Annotated in this window: 16 protein-coding genes; 14 read left to right on the plus strand and 2 right to left on the minus strand. The window is 68.4% G+C overall.

What is annotated here, in order from left to right; genetic code table 11:
• The first annotated feature begins 28 nt into the window (after positions 1-28).
• From ACGFI6_RS10815 to rplI, 5 genes are all read left to right on the plus strand, one after another.
• A complete protein-coding gene (locus tag ACGFI6_RS10815) occupies positions 29-1,147 on the plus strand; it encodes an MFS transporter (RefSeq protein WP_393117152.1) in 1,119 nt (372 codons plus the stop codon).
• Positions 1,148-1,344: 197 nt separating this feature from the next.
• Positions 1,345-1,635, plus strand: a complete 291-nt coding sequence (gene rpsF, locus ACGFI6_RS10820) for a 30S ribosomal protein S6 (RefSeq protein WP_130386399.1) — start codon at positions 1,345-1,347, stop codon at positions 1,633-1,635.
• Between the two features lie 104 nt (positions 1,636-1,739).
• Positions 1,740-2,354 (plus strand): single-stranded DNA-binding protein, encoded by a 615-nt coding sequence (locus tag ACGFI6_RS10825; RefSeq protein WP_393117154.1) that lies wholly within the window; start codon positions 1,740-1,742, stop codon positions 2,352-2,354.
• Positions 2,355-2,425: 71 nt separating this feature from the next.
• The gene (gene rpsR / locus ACGFI6_RS10830) at positions 2,426-2,659 is read left to right on the plus strand and encodes a 30S ribosomal protein S18 (protein WP_012924539.1); all 234 of its coding nucleotides are present in this window, start codon (positions 2,426-2,428) and stop codon (positions 2,657-2,659) included.
• A 14-nt stretch (positions 2,660-2,673) separates the two neighbouring features.
• Complete coding sequence (gene rplI, locus ACGFI6_RS10835; protein WP_393117156.1) at positions 2,674-3,120, plus strand: 50S ribosomal protein L9; 447 nt, start codon at positions 2,674-2,676, stop codon at positions 3,118-3,120.
• Between the two features lie 109 nt (positions 3,121-3,229).
• Here the strand turns inward: rplI and ACGFI6_RS10840 are convergent, their stop codons facing one another.
• Together ACGFI6_RS10840 and ACGFI6_RS10845 are read right to left on the minus strand one after the other, a co-directional pair.
• Entirely contained in the window at positions 3,230-3,436 is a 207-nt protein-coding gene (locus ACGFI6_RS10840) for a hypothetical protein (RefSeq protein ID WP_393117158.1), read from the minus strand.
• The gene (locus ACGFI6_RS10845) at positions 3,433-4,854 is read right to left on the minus strand and encodes a hypothetical protein (RefSeq protein WP_393117159.1); all 1,422 of its coding nucleotides are present in this window, start codon (positions 4,852-4,854) and stop codon (positions 3,433-3,435) included. Before ACGFI6_RS10845 ends, ACGFI6_RS10840 begins: the two co-directional genes overlap by 4 nt.
• Before the next feature lie 248 nt (positions 4,855-5,102).
• On the opposite strand from ACGFI6_RS10845, the gene ACGFI6_RS10850 reads away from it, so the two are divergent.
• From ACGFI6_RS10850 to ACGFI6_RS10890, 9 genes are read left to right on the plus strand one after another with little or no spacing between them, the layout of a single operon-like run.
• Positions 5,103-5,726, plus strand: coding sequence for a DUF6668 family protein (locus tag ACGFI6_RS10850; protein WP_393117161.1), 624 nt, complete (start codon positions 5,103-5,105; stop codon positions 5,724-5,726).
• A gap of 13 nt (positions 5,727-5,739) precedes the next feature.
• On the plus strand, positions 5,740-6,018 hold the full coding sequence (locus ACGFI6_RS10855; RefSeq protein ID WP_393117163.1) for a TrbC/VirB2 family protein: 279 nt from the start codon (positions 5,740-5,742) through the stop codon (positions 6,016-6,018).
• Between the two features lie 44 nt (positions 6,019-6,062).
• The gene (locus ACGFI6_RS10860) at positions 6,063-6,923 is read left to right on the plus strand and encodes a hypothetical protein (RefSeq protein WP_393117165.1); all 861 of its coding nucleotides are present in this window, start codon (positions 6,063-6,065) and stop codon (positions 6,921-6,923) included.
• The gene (locus tag ACGFI6_RS10865; protein WP_393117166.1) at positions 6,920-7,840 is read left to right on the plus strand and encodes a hypothetical protein; all 921 of its coding nucleotides are present in this window, start codon (positions 6,920-6,922) and stop codon (positions 7,838-7,840) included. The genes ACGFI6_RS10860 and ACGFI6_RS10865 overlap by 4 nt, the downstream gene beginning before the upstream one ends.
• A gap of 4 nt (positions 7,841-7,844) precedes the next feature.
• The gene (locus ACGFI6_RS10870) at positions 7,845-9,479 is read left to right on the plus strand and encodes a hypothetical protein (protein WP_393117168.1); all 1,635 of its coding nucleotides are present in this window, start codon (positions 7,845-7,847) and stop codon (positions 9,477-9,479) included.
• On the plus strand, positions 9,466-10,974 hold the full coding sequence (locus ACGFI6_RS10875; RefSeq protein WP_393117170.1) for an SCO6880 family protein: 1,509 nt from the start codon (positions 9,466-9,468) through the stop codon (positions 10,972-10,974). Before ACGFI6_RS10870 ends, ACGFI6_RS10875 begins: the two co-directional genes overlap by 14 nt.
• Positions 10,975-11,008: 34 nt before the next feature.
• Positions 11,009-12,631, plus strand: a complete 1,623-nt coding sequence (locus tag ACGFI6_RS10880; protein WP_393117172.1) for an ATP/GTP-binding protein — start codon at positions 11,009-11,011, stop codon at positions 12,629-12,631.
• The gene (locus ACGFI6_RS10885) at positions 12,632-14,467 is read left to right on the plus strand and encodes a type IV secretory system conjugative DNA transfer family protein (protein ID WP_393117174.1); all 1,836 of its coding nucleotides are present in this window, start codon (positions 12,632-12,634) and stop codon (positions 14,465-14,467) included.
• Positions 14,457-14,834 (plus strand): DUF4913 domain-containing protein, encoded by a 378-nt coding sequence (locus tag ACGFI6_RS10890; RefSeq protein WP_141856453.1) that lies wholly within the window; start codon positions 14,457-14,459, stop codon positions 14,832-14,834. The genes ACGFI6_RS10885 and ACGFI6_RS10890 overlap by 11 nt, the downstream gene beginning before the upstream one ends.

Here is a 14,834-nt window from a genome sequence, read left to right on the forward strand (position 1 = left end):
AGCGCCGCGGCTTTCTAGCGTGGTGAGCATGCTGATCCCCGTCATTCTCGCCGCCGCCCTGATGAACGCCGCGATGGTCGCCGCGAGCGCGATCAGCGCGATCCTGATCGCCGACGACCTCGGTCCGGCGCTGGCCGGGCTGCCCAACACCGCGGGTGTGCTGGGCACCGCCGCGGGCGCTGTGGCGGTCGGCCGCTGGACAGCCCGGCTCGGACGCGCACAAGCCCTTCGGCTCGGGTACGGGTTCGGCGTGGCAGGCGGAGCGGCCACCGTGCTCGCCGCTGTCGGCGCTCCGGTCGCCCTGCTCTTCATCGGCATGTTCCTGCTCGGAGCAGGTAACGCAGCGAGCCTCCTGTCCCGCTACGCCGCAGCCGACCTCGTACCTACGGCGAGACGGTCCTCGGCCATGAGTACGGTCGTCTGGGCCAGCACGCTCGGCGCAGCGGGCGGACCGTTCCTCCTGGAGCCCTCCCAGTCCGCTGCCTCCAGCTTCGGCCTGCCCGCGATCGCAGGACCGTTCCTGCTCGCATTGGCTGCGGTCTTCTCCGCGCTGGTCGCGGCGACGTACATCCGACGTACCGGGTCGACCGACGCACCACAGGTCCGCGAGGAGCCTGGCGGACGACCTGTGCTGCTGGCTGCCGGCGTCATGGTCGTAGGGCAGTTGGTGATGGTGTCCGTGACCACGGCGGTGCCTGTCCACACCCACCAACACCACGCCGGGCTGGGTGCCCTGGGAGTAATGCTGTCTGTCCACACCCTGGGGATGTTCGCCCTGTCGCCTCTCACCGGTTGGCTGATCGACCGTTTCGGACCGCGCGCCGTGACGCTTGCTGGACTCACCGGCCTCTTGGTGGCCGCACTGCTCGTCACGAGGACCGGTCTGGTCTTCACACCCGCTCTGTTCCTGCTCGGGTACGCGTGGAACCTCTGCTACCTCGGCGGAAGCGCGCAGCTCGGATCGGCCGCACTGGAGAGTCGTGTGGAGTCGTCGATCTGGACGGTGTCGGCGCTCGCCACCGCCACATCGCCGTGGCTGTTCACGATCGGCGGCTTCCCCGTACTGGCGGCGATCTCGCTGGTTCTCGCCGTACCGTTGCTTCTGCTGGTGCTCCGTCAGCGTGACCGGATCGAGGCCGCCTGCTGACGCAGAGTGATCGGAACAGGCCTGTGGATATGGTCAATCGGCCGTCCGAACGCTGGTACTCTTTTTGCTGTGGCCCGGTCCATCGACCGGGCTCACTGCTTGGTGCCGGTGGCAAGTGCCGGTACGGAGCACACCGCATCGCCCTCCTGCCACGGAGAGACCGTGGCCGCCAAGTCCGAAGGAGGTGGAGTTCGCGCATGCGTCGTTATGAAGTCATGGTGATCCTCGACCCTGAGCTCGATGAGCGCACCGTAGAGCCGTCCATCGACCAGTACCTGAACATCGTCCGCAAGGAAGGTGGCACGGTCGAGAAGCTCGACATCTGGGGTCGTCGCAAGCTTGCTTATGACGTGAAGAAGAAGTCCGAAGGCATCTATGCCGTCGTCGACCTGACCGCCGAGCCGGCGGTGGTGAAGGAGCTCGACCGTCAGCTCACGCTGAACGAGTCGATCCTGCGCACCAAGGTCATCCGGCCGGACCAGCACTGACCCTGGGGTCGTCAGCAGCCATCGGTACTGTCGGCACCGGCCGGTACCAATAGTCCTACCGATAGCTGAAGACACAGCCACACCCGATAACAGGAGGAACGGCAATGGCAGGCGAACCACCCATCACCCTGATCGGAAACCTCACGGGTGACCCGGAACTGCGTTTCACGCCCTCGGGCGCTGCGGTGGCGAATTTCACCATCGCATCGACCCCGCGGACGCTGGATCGGCAGAGCAACGAGTGGAAGGACGGGGAGACCCTCTTCATCTCGTGCGCGGTGTGGCGGCAGGTCGCCGAGAACGTTGCCGAGTCTCTGACCCGCGGTTCCCGGGTCGTCGTGCACGGGCGTCTGAAGGCGCGCAGCTACGACGACCGCGACGGGAACAAGCGGACCGTCTTCGAGTGTGACGTCGAGGAGATCGGCGCCAGCATGCGGTACGCGACGCTGAAGATCTCCAAGACCTCGCGCTCCGACGGCGGTGGTGGCGGTGGCTTCGGTGGTGGCGGCAACCAAGGTGGTGGCAACTACCAAGGTGGTGGCGGCAACCAGGGCGGCGGCTACGGCGGCAACCAGGGTGGCGGCAACCAGCAGGGTGGCGGCGCCTCCCAGAACGACCCCTGGGCAACCCCGCAGGGCGGCGGCGGTCAGTCCTCCGCCCAGCAGAACGACCCCTGGGCCAGCCAGGGCGGCGGCTCCACGGAGGAGCCTCCGTTCTGATCGGCCCGCAATTCACTAGTCAGTGACCATTCCGGCAGACAGCCGGGCTCTGGAAGGAAGAGAGCACCACAATGGCCAAGATCATTCGGAAGCCGAAGAAGAAGGTCTGCGGCTTCTGCAAGGACAAGGCGACGTACGTCGATTACAAGGACACCGCGCTGCTGCGCAAGTTCATCTCGGACCGCGGCAAGATCCGCGCCCGCCGGGTGACCGGGAACTGCGTGCAGCACCAGCGCGATGTCGCGACCGCTATCAAGAACGCTCGTGAGGTGGCCCTGCTGCCGTACACGAGCACCGCTCGCTGAGGGAGGCGCGGACCATGAAGCTCATCCTGTCTCAGGAGGTCGAGGGCCTCGGGGCTCCCGGCGACATCGTCGAGGTGAAGGACGGCTACGGCCGTAACTACCTGGTTCCGCGTGGCCTGGCCATCGGCTGGACCCGCGGCGCCGAGAAGCAGATCGTCACGATCAAGCGGGCGCGTGACGCCCGGGCGATCCAGGGCAAGGAGCACGCGAGCGAGGTCAAGAACCAGCTCGAGCAGCTCTCCGTGACGCTGGACGTCAAGGCCGGCGACACCGGCCGGCTGTTCGGTTCGGTCACCCCGGCCGACATCGCCGGTGCCATCAAGGCCGCCGGCGGCCCGCTGGTCGAGAAGCGCGCGATCGCGATCGCGTCGCCGATCAAGACCACCGGCAAGCACCAGGTGGCCGTCCAGCTGCACCCGGAGGTGGCCGCCACGGTCCGCCTCGAGGTCGCGGCCGGCTGACACCCGCAGTACGCAGAAGGCCCGCGCTCCCCACTGGGGAGCGCGGGCCTTCGACGTTACGGGCAACCCACGCCGGCTGCTCCTGAACCGGGCCGGCCGACCTGGCAGGTCAGCCTGGGTTTTCGACCGGGGCGGGCCACTTGACCGGTTCGGGCTCCGAGGCTTGGTCGGAGGTGCTCCCGGCGGCGTCGACCGTCGGCCAGGCGGTCGGCTCCGGCTCGCTGTCGTCGGCCAGCGCCTGCGTGGACGGCGCCAGCAGGACGCCGACCGCGGCGAGAGCAGTGAGGATGCGCGCCGTACGACGCCGCGCGTTCACTTCCGGTCCAAGGCGTAGAGGACCGAGTCGTAGACGATGATCGCGTGCGTACCGGCGATCCCCCAGGGCCTTGTGACCGCCGTCAGCGTGTAGGGCGTCCAGTTCGAGGACAGGGCGACCGTCTTGCTGTCGAGTGTGCCGTAGAGGAATCCGCCGGCCATGGACAGCGGCTTGAAGCCGGGGACCATGTGGATCTTGCGGGTGGACAGATTGATCAGGCACTCGCCCCAGGCGGCGGACTTGCGGTCCGGACCCGGCACCCAGTCCCAGTTGTCGACGCCGCTGCCCTGCTGGCTCTCGCAGACCGCGACCATCTTGCCGCTGGCGGTCGAGTGCACCACCGGGATCACCTTGCTCGGGTCCTTGGCGAGGGCCCACAGCACCAGGACGTAATCGGGGCTGGCCGCCACCACCTGCTTGACGTCCCCGGATCCACCCGGCTTCTCCAGCTTCAAGGGGGTCAGCCCCTTGTCCGGCTGGGCCCAGTAGATCGGACTGTCGTACCGCGACACCAACGCCCGATCGCCCTCGGCGAGCAGGATCGTCGACAGCCGCGGTGGTTGCGGGATCGCCTTGAGAACACCGCCCGAGATCACCATGGCGCCGGCGTTGTCGCCGGAGAGCATGATCAACGGCGACTTGCCGAAGAACTGCACATCGGCCCCGTCCGGGAGCTCGATCTCCTTCGCCTGCGCGCCGTCGCCGGCCCAGTAGTACAGCGTGTCGCTGGTCGTGACCGCGAGCACCAGTTTGCCGTCGATCGTGGTGTAGACCGGATTGTCGGCGTCCTTCGAGATCGTGTCCTGCCACAGCACCTTGCCGTTGCCGTCGAACACGACGAGCTTCTTCTTGTTCGACGAGTCCGGGTCCGTCACGACGACGGCGACCTCGGTACCGTCCGGCCGGATCGCCGGCGTGCTGTCCGGAGCGATGTCGACGGTCCAGCTGGCATGGGCGGTGTAGCCCGGCGGCTGCGTCTTCGGGGGGAAGTCGTCATCGTGCACGTCCGGCCCTGGAAGCGAGGGCAGCTTCGGCGAGACGGTCGCCACCGGCTTGTGGTCGCCGAGCTTGCTGAAGACCGTCAGATAGAGCAGTGTCCCGCCGAGCAGCACGACGGCCACGGCCATGGCCAGGACGATCGGCCAGATCGGCTTCTTCTTGCCGGCGTCGGTGTCGATGCCGTCGACCTGCCCGTCCGGGTGCACGACCAGCGGCCAGGAGGCGCCGTCGGACTCGACTGCGGTGACCTTGACCGGGCGTCCCAGCTGGGCCGCGCGCTCCGCGACCAGCTGGATCGCAGCCTGTCGCGGGTCGGTGTGGTTGAGCGGGTGACTACGCCCGGCAATCTTCACCTCGGCGTTGTGGTCGTCGTAAAGCCGAATCGTGACCTTTGGCCAGGAAGGGATCTTCTCAGCCACAGTGACCTCTCATTCGCGCCACAGATCTCCCTCGCTCATCCGGTTCCGACGTCCTCGTTCTAGCATGTCCCCCGCACGAGGCATGCCAGGGATTCCGGGCACGCAGAAACCACGCGGGCCCGGCGGCTCGACTGACCCCGACAAGGGGGTAGAAACATCCTCGCCTGTGGATGGGTCACGAAAGTACACCCGGAAAGCGAGAGAATACGGTGGGCGACAGCCTGTGACGGACAGCGAGAGGAGGGGCCATGACGCAGAACCCGTGGACACGAGAGCAGAACCCGGGTCCGCAGCAGGAGGCGTCACCGGGTCCCGGACCTCAGCCGGACATCACCCCGCGGGGGCCGTCCGCCCCGCAGCACGGGGTGCCGGCGCCCGCGGAGGACCAACGGCTGCCCAAATTCGCGATTCCGGCTGCGGACACGCTGTGGTGGGTCGGTGTGCACGGTGGCGCCGGCGAGACCACGATGTCCGTCCTGCTTCCGGGGACCCGGGCGGCCAACCACCGTTGGCCGATCCCGCCACCGCCGGTGCCCACACCGGTGATCCTGGTTGCCCGGACCCACGGGTCCGGACTGCGTGCCGCTCAGCGAGCCGCGATCGAGTGGGCCTCGGGAGTCGTTCAGGGAGTCGCAGTGCTCGGCCTCGTGCTGATCGCGGACGCCCCGGGCCGGCTGCCCCGAGTGCTCGACGACTTCGCCGACATCGTCGGTGGGGGTGTTCCGAGGGTCTGGGACATCCCGTGGATCGAGGAGTGGCGCAGAGGGGAGGCTCCCACGCCTGACAACACCCCCGACGAGGTTTTCGAAGTACTCGAATCCATCTACGCACTTCGCGCGTCAAACCCAGCGGACTACCCCGCCCCGTACTGAAAGGCGTTTCATAATGATGTTGCTTCACCACCTGGCGACCGAGCTGCCGACCCTGGTCCCGATGACCGAAGATCTGCCGAAGCCGGTGACGGACGGCCTGGACACGGTCGTCAGCTGGGTCAAGTACATCGCCTACATCGTCTGCGGCCTCGGCATCATCATCGCCGGCGGCATGATGGCGATCGGTCAGCGCCGCGGTGAGGGTGGCGAGCACGCCGCCCGCCTCGGCTGGGTGCTGGCCGCCTGCATCGTGATCGGTGCAGCGACCGCGATCGTCGACACCCTGAAGTGACGGCAGCCCGACTCGCACGGACCTGCCGGGGAGGTTGATCGTAGGTGGGACTGTTCAGCAGGGACCCGGACTCGGGCGAGGACTCCGACGGCGACGGAACCGGCATGCTCCAGCAGCGCGGTCTCGTCGCCGGGGCGATCGTCGTCGTGGCCCTGATCCTCTGTCTCGTGGCGTTCTTCGTGCTGCGTGGTGGATCGGGTACCCCGGCGGCCACGCCGACCGAGACACCGCGTACGGCCGAGCCCACTGACCAGCCCACCGACGAGCCGAGTGGACCGCCCGCCACACCGGATCCGACCGGGTCGACGACCCCGCGGGTCACCCCGCCGCCGGCGAACAACACCGTCGGCGGCTGCCACGTCGCCAAGCCCCCCCAGGCGATTCCGCGGTACTACGCACCCACGGCGGTCACCTGGCAGTTCGACGGGGCGATGCTGATCCCGTTGCAGGTGGCCGGCGGACCCGCGGCGACCCGGACGAACGGCGTCAAGTACTGCTTCGCGCACTCGCCGACCGGCGCCGTGCTCGCGGCCATGGTCCTGCTCGGGCAGGTCCAGAACCGGTCCATCGCGCTCGACGTCCTGAAGGAGCGGGTGGTGCCCGGTCCCGGCCAGGTCAGGGCGATCGCCCAGGCCAAGGCGGACATGCAGACGCCGCTGGACACCACCAGCGTGCAGTTCGTCGGCTTCAAGGTGGTCGCGTACCCGAAGGACGGCTCACAGGCGATCATCCAGATCGCGTCCCAGCTCGGTGACCAGGGAGTCGGTGCACTGCTCGTCACCATGCAGTGGTCCAAAGGCGACTGGCGCGCGGTGCTGCAGGATGACGGAAGCTTCAACGGAACGGTCGAGCCGGACATCCTGTCCTCGCTCAACGGCTACGTAAGGTTCAGTGGTTCCTCATGATCACGCTCGGATGTTCGTGGTGGCCGGGAGACTGGCCCGAGTGCGTCGCGAAGTACGTCGGAGAGGCCGTCCAGTGGTTCGTCGGCAAGCTCTTCGGCCACATCTTCGAGGCGATCCGGGATCTCATCCTCGAGGCCGTCGCCAGTGTGATCAAGGCGCTCGGCTTCCTCTGGATCGAGCTCGCCACCCCGAGTGTCAACGGCAACGGACCCGCCAGCTGGATCCAGGACCACACGTCCTTCATCGTCGTGGTGGTCGGCGGGGTCGCGGTGATGGTGGGCGCGATGCAGATGGCGTTCACGCATCGCGGCGAACCGCTCCGCGACATTCTGAAGTCGCTGCTCACGCTGGTGGTCGTGTCGGCTGGCGGCGCGGCCTTCGCGGCCACCCTGATCAGCGCCTCCGACAGCTTCTCGAAGTGGATCATCAACGCTGCGCTGCTGCCCAGGGACTCGCAGGGTCACGTGACCCAGGACGCGGCCGTCGACAAGCTCACCACGGTCCTGATCAATCCACTCAAGGGCCCGTCGGAGACGTTCGGCTTCATGCTGGTCATCTTCGTCGGCATCTTGATGGTGATCACGGGGATCATCCAGCTGGCCCTGATGGTCGTCCGGTACGGGATGCTCGTGCTGCTGGTCGGCATGCTGCCGCTGACCGCGGCCGCGACGAACACCGAGATGGGGATGATGTGGTTCAAACGGGCAATCAGCTGGCTGGTCGGCTTCATCATCTACAAACCGGTGGCAGCACTGATCTACGCCACGGCCATTCTCCTGATCGGCGGCGCGCCGCCCGTGGACGGGGCGGTCAAGGGCAGCTCCGAGACGCTGAACATGGCGATGGGCATCACGCTCATGATCGTCGCGATCGTGGCGCTGCCGGCCATCCTGCGGTTCGTCTCACCGAAGACGTGATGACATGATTCCGCTCGGCTGGGTCGACACGATGAAGCACGCGTTCGAGGCCGTCCTGAACGTCGCCGGGGACGCAGCCAAGGGCTTAGTGGGGAAGCTGATCGAATTGATTTTCCAACCAATTCTCGACGCGTTGGCGCAAGCAGTCGGGCTCATCATGAGCACGATCGGCACCTTCTGGATCTACGTCAAGACACCGACCATCGGCAACGTCGGCGCCGGGACCCCGGCGAGCGGGACGGTCAGCTGGGTCTGGGAACACACTTCGTTCATCAGTGTCACGATCGCCACCGTCGGCCTGATCGTCGGCTGCATGCAGATGGCCTGGACACAACGCGGCGAGTCCGCCCGCGAGCTGCTCAAGGCGCTGCTCACCCTGGCCGTGGCCTGCGCCTTCGTGATCGCCCTGGCGCAGGTGCTGATCAGCTGGGGCGACTCGTTCTCGAACTGCCTGATCACCACGGCGCTGGCGAAGAACCCGGACCCGCAGTCGTCGCTGGTGCACAACGTCGGTGGCTGGCAGTGCCACGTCTACGGCCATGTCGATCCCGAGGGCTCCGAGGACTTCGGCAAGGCCATGATCGCGCTGCTCGGATTCGCCACGGCCGCGGGTACGGTCGTCGGCGCTCCGGGGCTCGGTATCGGCCTGATGATCTGCATCGGAATCCTGTGCATCATCGCCGGCGTGATCCAGATCGTGCTGATGGTGGTCCGGACCGCGATGCTGATCCTGCTGCTCGGGGTGCTGCCGATCGCGGCGTCCGCCACCAACACCGAGATGGGCCGGAACTGGTTCAAGAAGATCCTGGCCTGGATCTTCGCCTTCATCCTCTACAAACCGGTGGCCGCGATCGTCTACGCCACCGCGATCCGGCTGACCACGAACAACGGCGACCCCCTGGCGTTCAGCGGCAAGGACGTCGGCAACACGGTGATGAACATGGTCACCGGCGTCACGATGCTGGTGCTCGCGCTGTTCGCACTGCCGGCGCTGATGCGGTTCATCGTGCCGATGGTCGCCGCCACCGCGGGATCGGCCGGCGCCGGCATGATCGCGGCGCGGATGGTCGGCATGGACAAGCTCGGCGACATGGCGAACAAGAGCGCCGAGCAGGGGTCGGACAGCCCCGGTGGTGAGAGCGACGGGCCGACTGGCGCCCAGAACGTCGGCAGAGCGCAGCAACAGGCACCGAGTAGTGGCCCAAGTGGTGGCGAAGGCGCAGCCGGTGGCGGTGAAGGTGCTGCGGCCGCTGGTGGTGAAGGCGGCGCGGCTGCCGGTGCCGCCGGTGGGGCTGGTGGCGGCGCAGCTGCTGGTGGTGGAGCTGCTGCCGGTGGTGGTGCCGCTGCCGGTGGTGGTGCGGCTGCTGCCGCAGGCCCGGCCGCCGCGGTGGCTGCACCGATCATCGTCGGCGTTGCGGTAGCCAAGGGCATCCAGTCCGCCGCCCGTACCGGCGTCGAGGAGACGACCGGCGAAAGTGCCGGCGGCGGCGGTGGCGGTGGTGGAGGCGGCGGTGGTGGCGGTGGCGGTGGTGGCGGCCCGAGCGGCAGCACACCCGACACCGCACAGGGCTCAAACGACGACGGTGGAGGCAACCAGCCACCACCACCAGAACCGGACGGACCAAGTGGCAGCGGCTGAGAACGTACGACGCGCACCTCGCACCTACGGCAACTGGCGGCAGCCCGCCTCCGCGGGCATCGCCGGCCTGGGCATGCTCGGCACGGCCATCATGATGGGTGGCCTGCTGCTGGTGGTCATCGCGACGATGTCCGGCGGCATCAAGGCCGCACTCGTCACCCTGGTGGTCGTCGGCGTCGTGCTCGGGCTCCTGGTGACCAAGGACAAGCACGGGCAGTCGACGCTGCAACGGCTCTCGACCTACATTGGATGGCAACGAGCAAAGATGGCTAAGCACAACCTGTACCGCTCCGGCCCGCTCGGCCGGACCGCCTGGGGCAAGTTCCAGCTTCCCGGTCTCGCCTCGGCCTCCCAATTGAGTGAGTACCAGGACTCGTACGGCCGCCCGTTCGCGCTGCTCTACTACCCGAGCACCCGGCACTTCACGGTCGTCATCAACGCCGAGCCCGACGGCGCCTCGCTGGTCGACGAGGAACAGGTCGACATCTGGGTGGCGCACTGGGGCCAGTGGCTGGCGTCCCTCGGCCACGAGCCGGGCATCGTCGCCGCCTCGGTGACGGTGGAGAGCGCACCGGACACCGGGATCCGGCTGCGCCGCGAGGTCGGCAACAACATGATGGACGGCTCGCCGCCGATCTCCCGCGCCATGCTCACCGAGGTCGTGCAGACCTACCCGGAGGGCTCCGCGCTGGTCTCCGCCCGGGTCGCGCTGACCTTCAAGGGCACCGACCGGAGCGGGAAGCGGCGCAAGGAGGACGACATGGGCCGGGAGCTCGCGGCCCGGCTGCCCGCGCTGACCCAGAGCCTGAACGCCACCGGAGCGGGCGCTGCCCGGCCGGTCAGCGCCCAGGAGCTGTGCGAGGCCGTCCGGATCGCGTACGACCCGGCGTCCGCCTCGCTGATCGACGAGGCCCGCAGCCAGGGCATGCCGCCCGAGCTGCAGTGGACGGACGTCGGCCCGGCCGCCGCGCAGGCGTTCTGGGAGAAGTACCGCCACGACTCCGCCTGGTCGATGACGTGGCAGATGACACAGGCACCTCGCGGTGAGGTGTTCTCGTCGGTGCTGTCCCAGCTTGTCGGGCCACATCCCGATATCGACCGCAAGCGCGTCACGCTGCTCTACCGCCCGCTGGACGCCGGTACGGCGGCCCGGATGGTGGAGGCCGACAAGCGCAACGCGTCATTCCGCGCGACCACGTCCGCGCGGCCGTCCGCACGCAGCCTGGCCGAGGCCCGGGCAGCGGACCGGTCCGCGCAGGAGGAGGCCCGCGGCGCCGGCCTGGTGAACTTCGGCATGGTGGTGACCGGGACCGTGATGTCGGCGGAGCAACTGCCGGACATGGTGGCGGCGATCGACAACCTCGGCGCCACCGCGCGCGTGCTGCTGCGGCCGGCGTACGGCTCGCAGGACTCCGCGTTCGTCGCCGCGCTGCCGCTCGGCGTCGTGGTGTCGAGCCACCTCGCAGTGCCCGCCGGACTGCGGGAATCCCTATGATTGGGTTCAGCGCAGTGGCGTCTGGGGAGTCACAGTGAGCGACAAGAAGAAGAAGCAGAAGAAGCCCGTCGACCCGAGCAGGAGGGGCCGGCGGCCGATGCCGCGCGGCTGGCCCGGCGCGGGCGGCGGCTACTCGACGTACCTGCAGGCTCCGCAGGAGTGGCGCGGTACGACGGTGCAGGTCTGCGGGATGTGGCCGTTCTCGGCCGGCACCGGCAGCCCGATGGTCGGCGTACCGATCGGCCGGAACATCCTCTCCGGCGCGACCATGTGCTGCGACCCGATCAGCTGGTTCATGCGGGCCAAGCTGATCTCGAACCCGTCGATGTTCGTGCTCGGCAAGCCGGGTCTGGGCAAGTCGACGATCACCCGGCGGATGGCGCTCGGCCTGGCCGGGTACGGCGTCCAGCCGCTGGTGCTCGGCGACCTCAAGCCGGACTACAAGGACCTGATCGAGGCCCTCGGCGGCCAGGTCATCCAGCTCGGCCGTGGCCGCGGCCACCTGAACGTACTGGACCCGGGCGAGTCCCGCGAGGCCGCGCTGCGGCTCACCGGCAAGGCCCGGGAGGCGATCCAGGCCGACGCGCACGGCCGCCGGCAGACGATGGTCTCCGCGCTGATCGCCATCATGCGTAGCCAGAACCCGAACGACCGCGAGGAGACCATCCTCGACGAGGCGCTCAAGGTGCTCGACGAGCGCTTCCAAGGTACGCCGGTGCTCCGCGACCTGCTGCAGGTCATCCAGGACGCCCCGGACCGGGTCCGCAACGTGGCCCTGGACCGCGGCAGTCTGGACCGCTACCGGCAGATCACCGAAGGCCTGGAGGCGTCGCTGATCGGTCTGGTCGGCGGTGGCCGGCTGGGTGAGATCTTCTCCGAGCAGACCGACAACCCGATCCAGATGGACCGTCCGGTGGTCTTCGACGTGTCGAACGTCGACGACTCCGAGACCAGCCTGCAGGCCGCCGTACTGCTGGCCTGCTGGTCGTACGGGTTCGGCGCGGTTGCGGTCTCGCAGGCGCTGGCCGACGCCGGCCTGGAACCGCGGCGGCACTACTTCGTCATCCTCGACGAGCTGTGGCGGGTACTGCGGGCCGGCAGCGGCCTGGTCGACCGGGTCGACGCGCTGACCCGTCTGAACCGGCAGCGTGGTGTCGGGATGGCGATGATCTCGCACACCATGTCCGACCTGCTCGCACTGCCGAACCCCGAGGACCGGATGAAGGCGAAGGGTTTCGTCGAGCGTTCCGGCATGGTCATCTGTGGCGGCCTGCCGCGCGCCGAGATGGAGAACCTGACCGAGGTCGTGTCGATGTCGCAGGAGGAGCAGAACATGCTCGTCGGCTGGCAGGACCCGCCGGCCTGGGACCCGGCCACCGGCAAGGAGGCGGCGCCTCCCGGCCGGGGAAACTTCCTGGTCAAGGTCGGTGGCCGCCCGGGCATCCCGGTGCACGTCGGCCTGACCTCGGTCGAGCGGGAGATCAACGACACCAACAAGCTGTGGACGACCAGCGAGGACGGCAAGCCGCAGAAGGTCGAGATCGCGCCGGACGGCAGCGAGGCCGTCGTCGGCGAGTACAGCCTGGACGACCCGGCGATGCTGCCGCCCCCCGACCCGACCACCCGCGTGGTCGCCAGAACGGGAGTTGACGAGTAAATGGCCCAGGGCAAGAAGAGCACCGGACCGGGCTCGGTATCACCCGAGGCAATCTTCATCTTCGTCCTTGTCGGTGCCGTTGCGCTGGTGGTCTGCACGCTGTGGATCGCGCTGAAGGTCGCCTCCGCGATCAACGGAACGCATCCGGCCGGGAACCCGTTCGGTGCGATCGTCGATCTCGCCAAGGGCGAGCTGCACTGGTCCGGGGCCGCCACCGGCGTCCTGGTGATCGAGGTCGTGGTGCTGCTCGGCCTGGCCGGCGGCGCCTGGTGGCTGATCCGGAACAAGCAGCAGTCGGTCGGCCGGGTCGACCGGCAGGCGTCGCTGATGGCGAAGCGGTCGGAGATCTACAAGCTCACCCGTGAGGGTGCGCAGGCGAAGGCGAACCAGTTGGGCATCGCCGAGGCCGGCCCGGGCATCCTGATCGGCCGCACGGTGACCGACAACCTCGAGGTCTTCGGCAACTGGGAAGACATGCACGTCGACATCTGGGGTCCCCGTACCGGTAAGACCACCTCCCGGGCGGTGCCGGCGATCCTGGACGCCCCGGGCTGCGTCGTCGCCACCTCGAACAAGCGCGACATCGTCGACGCCACCCGCGGGCCGCGTTCCGAGAAGGGCCCGCTGTGGGTGTTCGATCCGCAGGAGGTCTGCGAGGAGCCGCCGAACTGGTGGTGGAACCCGCTGACCTACATCACCGACGAGACCAAGGCGCGCGAGCTCGCGGAACATTTCGTCGCCTCGCAGCGTACGGTCGGCGCCCAGACCGACGCGTTCTTCGACGCCGCCGGTACCGACCTGCTCGCCGGCCTGCTGCTCGCCGCCGCGGTGGCGAAGCGCCCGATCACGCAGGTGTACAGCTGGCTCGCCGACCAGCGCAACGACGAGCCGGAGCGGATCCTGCGCAACACCCCGGGCCTGCAGATGTCCGCGGACGGGCTCGCCGGTGTCATCAATGCGCCGGACAAGCAGCGCGCCGGTGTTTACGGTACGGCGCAGCAGAGCGCCCAGTTCCTGATCAACCGCAAGGTCACCCGCTGGGTGATCCCGAACGGCCCGAACGACAACCGTCCGCAGTTCAACCCGCACGAGTTCGTCCGCCAGGGCGGCACGCTCTACAGCCTCTCCAAGGAGGGCGCCGGTACGGCGGGTCCGCTGGTCACCGCGCTCACTGTCGCCGTCGTCGAGGCGGCCGAGCAGTTCGCGCGCGGCTGCGCACTCGGCCGGATGCCGAAGCCGCTCGTCGGCGTCCTGGACGAGGCCGCGAACGTCTGCCGGTGGAAGAACCTCCCCGACCTGTACTCGCACTTCGGTTCCCGCGGCATCGTGCTGATGACGATCCTGCAGTCCTGGGCGCAGGGCCAGGAGTGCTGGGGCGACCACGGCATGGAGAAGCTCTGGGGCTCGGCCAACATCCGCGTGTACGGCGGTGGCGGCGCCGACACGAACTTCCTCGAGCGGCTGAGCAAGATGGTCGGCGACTACGACATCCAGTCCAACTCGGCGTCGTACAACGAGGGCAAGCGTGGCACCAGCCAGCAGGTCCAGCGGCACAACATCCTCGAAGTCTCCGAGCTCGCCGCGATGCCGCCCGGTCGCGCGGTCGTGCTCTCGTCGGGTAACCCGGCCACGATGGTGAAGACCGTCCCGTGGTTCACCCGTCCGGACGCCGGTGCGGTCAAGGCGTCCCTGCAGAAGTACGATCCAGGTGCGGCGATGAACGCCCCGATGAGCAACAACCCGTGGGTGGCCTCGCAGCAGCCGGCGATCCAGCAACGTGGCCCGGAGAAGCCGATCTGGGAGCAGAACGAGGGAGGCAGCAGCGGTGGATGGTGAGCAGGAGCTCTTCTACCCGCACGTCGCCGAGTTCGTGGAAGACCGGCTGATCTACCTCTACACGCGGCGGCTCGGGCAGCAGTTCGTCTGGTGCCCGGAGTGGTACCGGCACGCGGAGGCGCTCAGCCGGCTGGACTCGATCTGGCGGGCCTGGGAGCACCTCCGGCTCGACCCCGCGACCGGGATGTCGGTCTGGTGGCGCGACCACGCGGACCCGCACATGATGGCGCTGCTCGACCCGGACGGCCCGTTCGCGGCCTGCCGGAACAACCAGCACACCGACTACCCGATCCCGCCGCTCCCGGTCCAGGAGCCGCCGGCCGGCCTGTTCTTCGACCAGCGGCAGCCGAACATCCGCGGCGTCTGA

This window comes from Kribbella sp. NPDC048928, from assembly GCF_043197975.1.
Classification (GTDB): Bacteria; Actinomycetota; Actinomycetes; order Propionibacteriales; family Kribbellaceae; genus Kribbella.